The following is a 12,166-nucleotide window of genomic DNA, read 5'->3' as shown; positions in this document are numbered from 1 at the left end:
ATGAAGATGACCGAGCCGTATTCGCCGACGCCGCGCGCGAAGGCCAGCGCGAAACCGGTGACGATGGCCGGCGCCAGACCCGGGAACAGCACCCGGGTGACGATCTGGAAGCGGCTGGCGCCGAGCGTGGCGGCGGCCTCCTCCACCTCCTTGTCGATCTCCTCCATGATCGGCTGCACGGTGCGCACGACGAAGGGCAGGCCGATGAAGACCAGCGCGATGACGATGCCGAGCGGGGTGTAGGCGACCTTGAGCCCAAGCGGCAGCAACAGCTTGCCGATCCAGCCATTGGGCGCGTAGAGCGTGGTCAGCGCGATGCCGGCCACCGCCGTCGGCAGCGCGAAGGGCAGGTCGACCATGGCATCGACGATGCGGCGGCCGGGAAAGCGATAGCGCACCAGCACCCAGGCGACCAGCGTGCCGAAGACGACATTGACGGCGGCCGCGACAAAGGCGGTGCCGAAGCTGATGCGGAGCGCGTTGATGGTGCGCCGGTCGGTGGCGATCGCCCAGAAATCGGTCCAGCCCAGCGCCGCAGAGCGCCAGATCAGCCCCGACAGCGGAATGAGGATGATGAGGGTCAGGTAGGCAAGCGAGAAGCCGAGCGTCAATCCGAAACCCGGAATGACGCTCGGCTGTCGAAACCGCCAACCCGCCCGAGCGGGTGCTGTGATCATATCGTCCTGAATATCGAGTGCTTACTGGGGCTTGTAGATCTGGTCGAATATACCACCATCGCCGAAATGGTAAGGCTGTGCTTTCTTCCAGCCGCCGAATTGTGGGTCGTCGATGGTGACCAGCTTGATCGGCGGTAGCTTGGCCAGGTCCTCTGCCGGCACCAGATCGGGCTTGGCCGGACGATAGTGGTTCTTGGCGATGATCGTCTGCGCTTCCTTGGAATAGAGCCAGCCCAGATAGGCTTCGGCGACCTTGCGCGTGCCCTTGGCATCGACATTGGCGTCGACCAAAGCGACCGGCGGCTCGGCCAGGATCGAGGTCGGGGGATAGACGATATCGAAATTCTCGGCACCGAACTCGTCGAGCGCCAGATAGGCCTCGTTTTCCCAGGCAATCAGCACGTCGCCCAGGCCCTTTTGCGCGAAGGTCACCGTCGAGCCGCGCGCACCGGTATCGAGCACCGGGGCGTTGGCATAGAGCTTGCCGACGAACTCCTTCGTCTTGGCCTCGTCGCCGCCGTCATTGGCGTTGGCATAAGCCCAGGCGGCGAGATAATTCCAGCGCGCGCCGCCTGATGTCTTCGGGTTGGGCGTAATCACCTGGACGCCGTCCTTGACGAGGTCATTCCAGTCGTGGATGCCCTTGGGGTTTCCTTTGCGGACGAGGAAGATGATGGTCGAGGTGTAGGGCGCCGAATTGTTCTCGAATTTCGTGCGCCAGTCCGGATTGATCTTTTTCGACTTGGAGACGATGGCGTTGATATCGCCTTCGAGCGCCAGCGTCACCACGTCGGCGTCGAGGCCGTCGATCACGGCGCGGGCCTGGGCGCCCGATCCACCGTGCGACTGCTGTATGGTGACCGTTTCCCCTGTCTCGGCTTTCCAGTGAGCGGCGAAGGCCTCGTCATAAGCCTTGTAGAGCTCGCGTGTCGGATCGTACGACACGTTGAGAATGGTGGTATCGGCGAACGCGAAACCGAGCGTGCCGAACTGGACGGACGTGGCGACCAGTGCGCCGAGCAGTCTCCTGAAACGAGGTTTGGTCATTTCTGCCTCCGTTGAACCCACGTCAAATCTACCGAATTGGTAGAATTTAGATGCATTAAATGTTGCCTTTTTTGTCGTTTTGGAGAAAATCTTGGCCCGGATTTCGCGGTGAGGAGAAACTTTTTCCCTCAAACGTCCCCTGGCGAATCCCCACCGATCTATCTAGGAACAAGCGGTGCCGAAGCAAGGCTGTGCATTCGGTCGGCATGGTATCCGGCTGGTACTGGGAAATCGAAGCGCTGCTTGGCGAAGGGCTCGTGATTCAGCGTGAAGTGCCGCCATTCGCGTGCATAGTTCTTGAATCCGGCCGAGTGCATCGCGCCGAGCAGCAGCTTGCGGTACAGGAAAATTGTCCGCTCCGGCGTAACGGATATCCGGTGAAGGTCGGGCGCGAGGCGCTGTACCTCAGGCGAAGAAGCGCAATCCCCTGAATCGCTTGCGCAGTCTTATTCAACGAACACCTTCACGCTTGCCGCGCGTCCCGCCGCATCGATCACGGTCAAGGTCGAGTAGCCGGTGCCGTCCGGTTGCCAGGTCGCGGTGCGCCGGCGGTCTATGCCGGTCAGCGGCTTGCCGTTGGCCAGCCAGCGGAACGGCGCGCGCCCGCCTTGCAGCTTCAGTACCAGCGGCGAGGCGTCGGCCGAGTTGGTGGCGAGATCGACGCGGGCGCCGTCGGGCGGAAAGATGATGGTCGGCGCGGGCTCTGTGGGGGTCGAGGCCTGAACCAGGCCGTCGGACCCGGCCCCGAAGCGGGCAAGCGTCACAGGCAGGTCGCTACGTCGAGGAGTGAAGGCGCCGGGGGGCTTGCCCGGTAGCGGCACGGTGGCGAGACCCGAGCGGACAAAGCCTTCGAACAGGATCGGGGCGGCCGACACATAGCCGGACAGGCCGGGCACAGCGGCGGCATCCGCCCGGCCGACCCAGACGCCCAGCACGTAGCGGCCGTCGAAGCCGACCGACCAGGCGTCTCGGTAGCCGTAGGAGGTGCCGGTCTTGTAGGCGATGCCGCGCTGCAACGCACCCTCGGGCGGCTTGACGCCCGACAAAATGTCGATGATCTGCCAGTTCGCCTGGTCATTGAGGATGGTCGTGGTGGTGCGCTCGGCATCGGCCGGCTCGGTGCCATCGTGCAGCGTGTGCGTCTTGCCGCCATTGGCGAGCCCTGTATAGAGCTGGACGAGATCGCGCAGCGTAATTCCAACGCCGCCAAGGCCGATGGCCAGGCCCGGCGCCTCGTTGACCGGCAGGATCGGATTTACCCCAGTCTGGCGGAAGCGGGCCGTCAGCCGCGCGGGACCGACCGCGTCGAGCACGCGGATCGCCGGCACGTTGAGCGACAGTTGCAGCGCCTGCCGGATGCTGACGTCGCCCTGATAACCCATGTCGAAATTCTTCGGCCGGTAGCCGCCGAAATCGGCCGGGCTGTCCTCGATCAGTGTTTCCTGCGCCACCAGTCCCTGTTCGAAGGCAAGGCCGTAGATGAACGGCTTCAGCGTCGAGCCGGGCGAACGCACGACCTTTGTCATGTCGATCCAGCCGGAGCGGCTGGCGTCGAAGAAATTGGCCGAACCGACTTCGCCCAGAATGTCGCCGGTGCGGGAATCGGCCAGCACCATGGCGACGGAGAGACGCGGCCCAAGCTTGGCGGCGGCGTCGCGCGCGACCTGTTCCAGTCCTTCCTGGACGCTCTTGCGGATCGTCAGCTTGAGCGGCTGGCCGGGAACGGCCTTGGGCAGCATCGCATAGGCGGCGTGCGCGGCGAGCGCCGGCAATTTATGGCGCAGGCCAGACACATCGTCGAGCGCGGCGCGCGCAGCCTCGCGTTCGCCGAGCAGGCCAGCCGAGGCCATGCGGGTCAGCACGCGGTCGCGGGCGGCGTGCGCGATCGCGAGGTTGCGGTCGGGCCGGCGCTTCTCCGGCAGTTGCGGCAGGGCGACCAGAAGGGCGGCTTCCGAGACGGTGAGCCGCGTCGGCTCCTTGCCGAAATAGGCGAGCGAAGCGGCGCGTACGCCTTCGAGATTGCCGCCATAGGGCGCCAGCGTCAGGTAGCGTTCGAGGATCTCGCGCTTGGACAGCCGCCGCTCGATCTGGAAGGCGCGCAGCATCTGCTTGAGCTTGGAGCCGAGGCTGCGGCTCTCGCGCGGCTCGATCAGGCGGGCAAGCTGCATCGACAGCGTCGAGCCGCCGGAAACGATGTGGCCACTGGCGGCGAATTGGCCAGCGGCGCGGGCAAGCGCCAGCACATCGACGCCCTCGTGTTCCCAGAAGCGCTTGTCCTCATAGGTGACCAACATGTCGACGAACTGCTTGTCGACCTGATCGAGGCGGGTCTCAAGCCGCCAATAACCGTCAGGCGTGGCGAAGGCGCGCAAAAGCTGGCCGTCACGATCCTGGACTTCCGTCGAGACGGTGAGCTTTTCCGGAAGCGGAGGCGGAAAGGCGCGGTCGAGCTGCCACAGGGTGGCGGCGGAAAGAGCGATAACGGCCACCAAGGAGGTTCCAGCGATGGCTGACCGGCGCAGCAGTGTTGTTGAGAGCATGGCGCTGCCCTCATCCGCCTGCCGACACCTTCTTCCCGTATAGTGACGGGGAGAAGAGAGCGGTCGCGATCGTCGGCACCTTTTCTGCAACGTTGGACATTGGCGAAAGCGTCGATGCAATCCTCTTTCTCCCCGTCACTATACGGGGAGAAATGCCCGGCTGGGCAATAAGGGGCAGCGCAAACTTCACGTTCATGTCCGCCTCGACACCTTACGGCGCCTTGACCTCCATCATGCCGGTGGCGGTACGGGCCGAATATTGCGGCCGGTACATATCCTCCACCGTTGCGGCCGGATGGGCGTAGGTGCCCGGCGTCACGGCGCGCACGACATAGGCGAGCGTCAGATTGTGGTCGTGGTCGCCATCACTGGGGTTGAAGGCGGCGACGAAACGGTCGTCGCGGAATTCCAGATGCGCGGCGTCGGTCTGCGCCAGCCAGGAGAAGTTCGACAATTGGGCGCTGGAGACCAGGCCGGGATTATCGATCTCGAAGCCGGCCGGCAAAAGGTCGGTGATCAAAAGGCGCGAAGGCCAGTTGTTCTGTTCGTTGACCTTGAGCACGACGACATAGCGTTCGTTCTGGGTTGCCTCCGTCACATTGGCTTCGGTGCCGTCGAGCTTGTAATAGGTGCGCTCGATGGTGAACCCGTCACCCCCGGCCGGCAGGGGCTGCACCGGCGACGCCACGGTGGTGACGACGGCCTGCAGCGGGGTCTTGCCGGTGTTGGCGATGGTGAGCGGGCTGTCGACCAGATCGCTGCCGTCGATCCTGTCGGAATAGCCGCCGGAATGCGGCGCGCCATTGATGGTGAGTGTGATCGAGTCATTGCCCTTCTTCAGCGCGCGGGCAGCCAGCAGCATCCAGGATTCATCCTGGGTGCTGGTCCAGCGGACCTCGGCGCGTTCCCTGGTCACCAGCTTGATCAGCTCCGGTACGACCGATGGCACCGGCTTCGAGTCCGCCGCAAGCGCCAGCATTGCCGCCCCGTCGCGCAGCGCCGAGCCGTAGTCGGAGCGATAGTAGTCATAGGCGGTGCTCGACTTGGCGAGCTGCAGCGCGGTCTTGAACGTTGCTTCCGAACGTTGCGTGTCGCCATACAGCGCCAGGCTCGCCGCCAGCTGGGCAACGGCCATCGGGCTGGTGAAGGCCTCGAGCTGGGTGTCCGCGTAATAGCGCAGATCGCCGATCGACGCCTTCTTGTTGCGGGCGAGCACGTAGAGCGCGTAGGCGATCTCGCTGCCGCGGTCCTGTACACTCTGGTCGTAACCGAGCGAGTTCTGCAGATTGCCCAGCGCCTGGTTCATGGCGAGCGCGGGCACATCATATTTCTGCTCGCGCGCCCTGGTCAGGAAGTCGGTGACATAGGCGTCGAGCCATAGATCGCCGGAGCCCGGGCCCCACAGGCCGAAGCTGCCGCCCGAAGCCTGGTAGCTCAGCACCTTGTAGATCGCGTCCTGGATGCGGCCATGCAGCTCGGGATCGCTCTCCATGCCGACGCCCGAGGCCATTTCGTTGACATAGAGCAGAGGCATCGCCCGGCTGGTGGTTTGCTCCGCGCAGCCATAGGGGTAGCGATCGAGCGTCATCAGGAGCGAAGGCACATCGAAGGCCGCCGCCTGCGAAACGCCGACACTGACCGAAGCGCCGTCGAGCAGGCTTGCCGCCAAAAGCTCCTTGTCGACGCGCAGCGTGCCGCCATCCCCCTTGAGGTCGACCACCATGCGGGTGGTGACCGGCAGTTGTGCCGGACGGACCGGCACGTAGAGCGTCTGCTCGACCTTGGTGCCATCGGCGTGCGCCAGCTTGATGGTGAGCGAGGCATTGCCTGCCGTCTGGGCGATCAGCGGCACGGTCAGGGTCTGGCGCTTGCCCTGCGCCAGCGTCAGCTTCTGGGGCAGGGGCTTGTCGCCCGTCGAGAGACCGCCCGTCGTGTCGATCGACAGCGCATAGTCGCCGGCCGGGCCGTCGGTGTCCGCAATGTCGAGCCGCATGACGGCGGCGTCGCCGGGCGCCAGGAAGCGCGGGAGGCCGGCGGTGATCACCACCGGATCGCGCACGATCACATCCGATTGGGCGTGCCCGACCGCTTCCTTGGTCCAGGCGACGGCCATGACGCGAACCGTGCCGTTGAACTGCGGAATATCGAAGTCGACGCGTGCCTTGCCGTCGGCGTCGAGTTGCACCGGACCGGAAAAGAAGGCGACCAGCTTTTCGGTCGGCGGGCTGCCCTGCGCCTGCATGTTGGCGCCGTCGCCGCCGGTCCTGAGCTTGCCTATAGTGCCGAGAGAGCCGTCGATCAGGCGGCCGTAGAGATCACGGATTTCCATGCCCAGCATGCGCTGACCGAAGAACCAGTTGTCCGGGTCCGGCGCCTTGTAGCTGGTCAGGTTGAGGATGCCGACATCGACAGCGGTGACAGTGACATAGGCATTGCTGCCCGGCTCCATGCCGGCGACCGCGACCGGGATCGACAGTTGCTGGCGCGGCATGGTCTTGTCCGGCGGGGTGAGGGTGACGGCGAGCTTCTTCGAGCCCGGGTCGACCTTCAGCCATTTCACGCCGATAGCGCGGGCCGGCATGCGGCTTTCCTGCGCGTCGCCAGGCCGGAACAGGGTCGCCGTGACATAGGCGCCGGCACCCCAGTCGTCGCCGACCGGGATGTCGACCGTGCCGCCGCCGGCCGGCACCGACGCCGTGACGGTCTTCAACAGCTTGTCGGAACCGATGTTGACCAGAAGTTCGCCGGCAAAGTGCGGCGAGACTTTGAGCCTGGCCACTTCGCCGGCGGCATAATTGTCCTTGTCGAGGGCGATCTCGAGGCCATCAGGCGTTTCGGTGGTGGTGGAGGAGACATACCAGCCGCCATCGAACTCATAGCTGGTCGCGGGCCCTTCCGGATCCGCCGTCTCGACCTCGAGCCGATAGCGGCCCCAGTCGACCGGGATCGACACCGTCGCCTCGCCGTCGGCGCTAAGGTCGACCTGGCCATTGGCGATCGATTTGGTGAAGGTGACCGGTTCGTAATTCCATGAGTTGTTGGAGCGGTACCACTGGTAATTGCGCTCGACCTTGACCAGCGACCATTGCGCGCCTTTCAGTGCCTCGCGCTTGCCGTCGGGGTCGACGGCGATCAGGCTGAATTTCGCCGTGCCGCCTTGCGGCACTTCATCATCAGCGAAGTCCGGCCGGATGCCGATCATGTGGCCTTGCGGGCGGATGCCGATGTTGAGCGAGCGCTCGATGGCGCGGCCGCCGGTCTCGCGCATGCGAACCGTAACCTTGGCGTCGATGAGTTTCGTGGTCGACGGCAGTTGCTCGACGGAAACCGGGAAGGTTGCCTTGCCATCCTCGCCGACCACCGGAAGATCGGTGAACGGGGTGACGGTCGGTTCCGACGACTGCTCGTCGGCTAGGCCGAAGGAATAACCGTTGAAGCGGTCCCAGTCACGTGCGGTCGACAGGGTCAGTTCGCCTTCGAGCGCGAGGCCAGCAGCCGGTGCGCCATAGAGAAATCGGCCGTCGACGGTGATGTTGGCGGTTTCGCCCTGCGCGATCTCCTGCTTGTCGGCCTTCATGTCGAATTCGATGCGGTCCGGCACGAAATCTTCGACCAGGAACATCTGGCTGGCGACGGCCGGTTGTTTGGGATCGGTATAGATCGATACCGACCAGGTGCCGCGCATGGCGTTTGGCTGGAGCGGCAGATCGACGGCGTGCCCGCCGGCTGACGCGCCATCGCTGACGATGCGGCGATCCTCGACCCCGTCGGGGCGCGAAAAGATGAAGGTCAGCGGCAGGTTTTCGACCGCCTTGGCGGCGCCGTCACGGGCAAGAGCCGCGACATGCACCTCCTCGCCGGCGCGGTAGATGCCGCGCTCGGTCCAGGCGTAGACATCGAGCGCGCCCGGCGCTGCGCGACCGGTGACGCCGCGGTCGGACAGGTCGAAACCGGCGCGGGCCATGTCGAGGAAGACAAAGTCGTTGTCGCCCTGCCTGGCCATCAGCACGGCGGGCACCATGCCGCCGTCGCCGCGCGTCAGGCCGGGATTGAACACGGCGTGGCCCTCGGCATCCGAGGTCGCGGTGCCGAGGATCTCGTTGTTGCGGGCAACCAGTGTCAGTTCGGCGCCCGCTATCGGCTTGGCGCTGCCCAGCGAACGGGCAAAGACATTGAGCCCGTCCTGCCCGGTATAGGTCGAGAGGCCGATGTCGGAAACGACGAACCATTGCGTGGCCATCGCGTCGTAGTCGTCGCTCTTGTCGCTGACGGCCTGGGCAGTCAGCACATAGACGCCGGGCTTGCGCCGCGGCAGCGCCTCGTCGACCGGGAAGGAGGTGGTGACCTCCTTGTTCAGATCGTTGGCGATGTCGAGCTGGCCTTCCCAGACCGGCTCGCCCATCTGCTCGGAAATGTTTGAGATGTCGTAGCTGTCGAGCTGATGCAGGAATTGGTAGCCGGACAGGAGCTGGGCCAGCGAGCGGTCGCCGATGCGATAGAGCTTCATCTCGGCGGCGTTCATGTTGACGGTGACGACAGGGATGCCGCGGCGCGCGCCGGCCGGCAGCACGAAGCTGTCGCCGGTGAAGCGGGCCGAAGGCGCACGGTCCTGCACATAGATCGACAGCACGACGGGCGCGGCGGTCACTTCGCCGATGGCAGCCGGCAGGCCGGCGCGGAAGGTCACGTCATAATGCTGGCCGTGTTCCAACCCTTCGACGCAAATCTGCTTGTCCTTGGCTTCAACGCCTTTGGGAGGCTGGTTGTCGACGGTGACGAATTGTGCGTAATCGACGCCGGTCTTGACCAGTTCCTCGGAGAATTGGACGCAGATGCGCGGTGCGCTGGTGTCGGCATCGACGGTGTGGTCGATGACGCGGAAACCCTTGCGAGCCTTGAGATCGGAATAGTCGGCCTGGACCGCCGGCGAGGGCACCAGGGCAAGACTGGCTTCATAAGCCTGCAGAGCGGGGCGATAGAGGTCGCGCTTGTCGAGGCCGGAGCCGATGAGCGCCAGCGTCTCTGCGCGCGTCCTGGCTGTACGCAACAGCTTGTAGGCATTGAAGGCGGCAGACGTGCCGTTTGCCGGCAAGGTGGAGGCCTCTGATGTGTTGGCCGCCGGCTGCACGGCAAGCGTTTCGCGCGCCAGGTTGAGCCAGAGCTGGCCATCGTCGGGCATGACCGAGACCGCGGCCTCGTATTTCTGCATGGCAGTGCGATGATCGCCGGTGAGCACCGCCTGCTCGGCCGCCGTGGTCAGCGCCGCCATGCCCTCGGTCGGCCTGTCATAGGCCGGGCCGAGCAGCCGGTTGCGGTATTGCTGGGCCTGGTCAGCCATCCAGTTGGGGAAGAAGGCGAGTTCCGGCGGCGCGCCGATGTCGGGGTCGCCGTCGATATTGACGACCTTGCCCGCGACCGCGCCGTTGAAGGGCTTCAACTGGTTATAATCGGATTTGAGGAAGCACCATTTGGCCTTGGTGTTATAGGTGAAGGCGCGGCAGGCAGGATCGCCCAGGCAAGTGGTCTTGCATTGATCGAGCGTAACATTCTGGTCGGACCGGAGGTCGAAACCGAAATAGTCCGAATTGTCGGTCGTGGCGACTCGCCGTGCTTCAGCCGCTTGCGCGACGCTATCCCAGGCTAAGACATTGGCCCAGGCGAAGAAGAGAAGGATCAGGAGACCACGAGCCGCGCGCATTGCCATAACACCCTCCAGACAGTGCAGACGTCCGGGCATGTTCAAGCTTCACTCAGGCTTGTCAACATGAGGACGCGGCAGGGTTCCGCCTGCCGACGGTTTCCTTTCCGGCCAACAGCCGGTAGTACCTCCATAGGACAGGGGATCACGCATTCTTGCGGCAACGCAAAAGGTGTGAATTCCAAGCCCGTCCTATTTCAGACAATTGGATTGTGGCCCCTTTACGAGCGCTTCAGAACTTCATTCCAATTTTAGGTTTGTAAAGTAGGTTGTCGTAATGCCGGCGTATGAAAGGCAGATGTCAGGGGGTACCGCGCAAGGGCGCGTGCTTTCGCGCGCGCTGCTTCTGGCCATGATCTGCTGCTCGCTGATCGCCGGGGTGGGACCGGCGGCCGCCTTCGAAATCTTCGGCATCAAGCTGTGGGGCTCATCGAGCGATGAGGATGCCGACATCGTCGATCCGATGCGCTACGCCGTGACCATCTCCGCGCCCGACGCCGACAAGGACCTGTTAAAAAAGCTCGAGAACGCCTCGGCGCTGAAGAGCGACGAAGACCATCCCGTCTCCGGCTCGCTCGGTCTGATGGCCAAGGCGCGCAGCGATCGAGAACAGCTTGTGGCGGCGCTCTACGCTGATGCCCGCTACGAAGGCGTCGTCAACATCGCCATCGAGGGCAAGCCGCTGGACGAATTGCCGCCGGACGCCGAATTCAAGGGTCCGCAGCCCATTCCCGTGGTCGTCAACATCGCCGCGGGTCCCAAATTCACCCTCGGCGATATCCGGCTGGAGGGTGACGCCGCTGGACTGATGAGCGCCGACTACGGCCTGATATCAGGCGGCGACGCCGGGTCTGGCGCGGTGCTCAAGGCCGAGGCGCTGATCGTGCGCACGCTGAAGGAGCAGGGCAGGCCGCTGGCCGAGGTGACCAGCAGGCAGATCGTCGCCGACCATGCCACCTCGACCCTCGATGTGACGCTGACGGTCGCTGCCGGGCCAGTCGCTGGCTATGGCGCGACCACGGTGGAAGGCACCGAGAAGGTCGACCGCGACTTCACCGAATACATGACCGGACTGAAACGGGGCCGGCAATACTCGCCGCAGGAGATCGACGATGCGCGCGACAGATTGCTGGCGCTCGAGGTCTTCAACAGCGTGACTTTCAAGGAGGCCGACAAGCTCGATGCCGAGGGCAACATTCCGATCGGCGTCCAGGTCAGCGAGCGCAAGCCGCGTTATTTCGGGCTGGGCGGCACCTTCTCGAACACGGAAGGGCTGGGGCTGGAAGGATATTGGGGCCATCGCAACCTGTTCGGCCGGGCCGAGAAGCTGCGCATCGACGGCGCCATCAGTGGCATTGGCAGCAATGATCTGTCCGAATTGAACTACAATGCCGGCATCATGTTCGAGAAACCCGGCGTGATCGGGCCGGCATCTAAATTCTTCGCCGGCGTCAAGACCGTGCTCGAACATCCCGACGCCTACGACCATTTCTCGGTCAAGGGCAACACCGGCCTGTCCTATGAACTGACCAAGAAGCAGACCGTGTCGGCCGAGGTGGCGCTCGACTATTCACGCATCCACGATTCCTTTGGCAAACATAAATACCTGATCGCCAGCATCCCGCTGCAATATGTCTACGACGACAGGGACGTCAGGCTGAACCCGACCAAGGGCTTCAGGTTGTTGGCCTATGCCGAGCCGAGCTACGACATATTGAGCGGTGCCGCCTTCCTCAAGCTGAAGGGCGAGGGATCGGCCTATCAGTCGCTGGATACCGCTTCGAAATTCGTGCTGGCCGAACGTGTCGCCCTCGGCTCGATCGTCGGCACCAGCCTTCAGAACGTGCCTGCCGACCGGCGTTTCTATTCCGGCGGCGGCGGCTCGGTGCGCGGCTATGCTTATCAGGGCATCGGCCCGAAGGATTTCACCGGCCAGCCGATAGGCGGCCTGTCCTTCTTCGAGACCTCGGTTGAGATGCGTATTGCCATCACCGACACGATCGGCATCGTGCCGTTCGTCGATGCCGGCACGGTATCGACCAGGTCGTTCCCCGATTTTTCCGACGTCAAGGTGGGCGCCGGCGTCGGCTTGCGCTATGTGACGCCGTTCGGGCCGCTGCGTATCGACGCCGCCGTGCCGCTCAACCGCGACCCAGGCGACCCTCATTTCGGCATCTATGCCGGCATTGGCCAAGCGTTTTGAA

General features: G+C 64.2%; 6 protein-coding genes. 1 reads left to right on the top strand and 5 read right to left on the bottom strand.

All coding sequences use genetic code 11. The annotated features are described in order from the left end of the window. The 5 genes from cysT to LB533_RS13490 form a co-directional block, all read right to left on the bottom strand. Window positions 1–677: sulfate ABC transporter permease subunit CysT (gene cysT, locus LB533_RS13510; RefSeq protein WP_224677326.1), on the bottom strand; the 677-nt coding region annotated here is incomplete at its 3' end. 21 nt (window positions 678–698) lie between these two features. Beyond that, a complete protein-coding gene (locus tag LB533_RS13505) occupies window positions 699–1,724 on the bottom strand; it encodes a sulfate ABC transporter substrate-binding protein (RefSeq protein WP_140516694.1) in 1,026 nt (341 codons plus the stop codon). A 158-nt stretch (window positions 1,725–1,882) separates the two neighbouring features. After that, window positions 1,883–2,053 (bottom strand): M15 family metallopeptidase, encoded by a 171-nt coding sequence (locus LB533_RS30105; protein ID WP_224677333.1) that lies wholly within the window; start codon window positions 2,051–2,053, stop codon window positions 1,883–1,885. A gap of 117 nt (window positions 2,054–2,170) precedes the next feature. Next, window positions 2,171–4,264 (bottom strand): penicillin-binding protein 1C, encoded by a 2,094-nt coding sequence (gene pbpC / locus LB533_RS13495; RefSeq protein WP_140644274.1) that lies wholly within the window; start codon window positions 4,262–4,264, stop codon window positions 2,171–2,173. A gap of 211 nt (window positions 4,265–4,475) precedes the next feature. Continuing rightward, window positions 4,476–9,968: an alpha-2-macroglobulin family protein gene (locus LB533_RS13490; RefSeq protein ID WP_224677325.1), complete on the bottom strand. Its 5,493-nt coding sequence runs from the start codon at window positions 9,966–9,968 to the stop codon at window positions 4,476–4,478. 271 nt (window positions 9,969–10,239) lie between these two features. On the opposite strand from LB533_RS13490, the gene LB533_RS13485 reads away from it, so the two are divergent. After that, window positions 10,240–12,165 (top strand): autotransporter assembly complex protein TamA, encoded by a 1,926-nt coding sequence (locus tag LB533_RS13485; RefSeq protein WP_224677324.1) that lies wholly within the window; start codon window positions 10,240–10,242, stop codon window positions 12,163–12,165. Window position 12,166: the final 1 nt, after the last annotated feature.

Origin of the sequence: Mesorhizobium sp. BR1-1-13, assembly GCF_020165515.1 — a bacterium.
In the GTDB taxonomy this organism is placed as follows: domain Bacteria; phylum Pseudomonadota; class Alphaproteobacteria; order Rhizobiales; family Rhizobiaceae; genus Mesorhizobium.
The sequence above is the reverse complement of the archived record's forward strand: the minus strand, read 5'-3'. Positions and strand labels throughout refer to the sequence as shown.

What these genes read in the sequence shown, in the direction of transcription:
- LB533_RS13505 (WP_140516694.1), bottom strand. Translation starts at nt 1,724, where the DNA reads ATGACCAAACCTCGTTTCAGGAGACTGCTCGGCGCACTGGTCGCCACG.
- pbpC (WP_140644274.1), bottom strand. Translation starts at nt 4,264, where the DNA reads ATGCTCTCAACAACACTGCTGCGCCGGTCAGCCATCGCTGGAACCTCC.
- LB533_RS13490 (WP_224677325.1), bottom strand. Translation starts at nt 9,968, where the DNA reads ATGGCAATGCGCGCGGCTCGTGGTCTCCTGATCCTTCTCTTCTTCGCC.
- LB533_RS13485 (WP_224677324.1), top strand. Translation starts at nt 10,240, where the DNA reads ATGCCGGCGTATGAAAGGCAGATGTCAGGGGGTACCGCGCAAGGGCGC.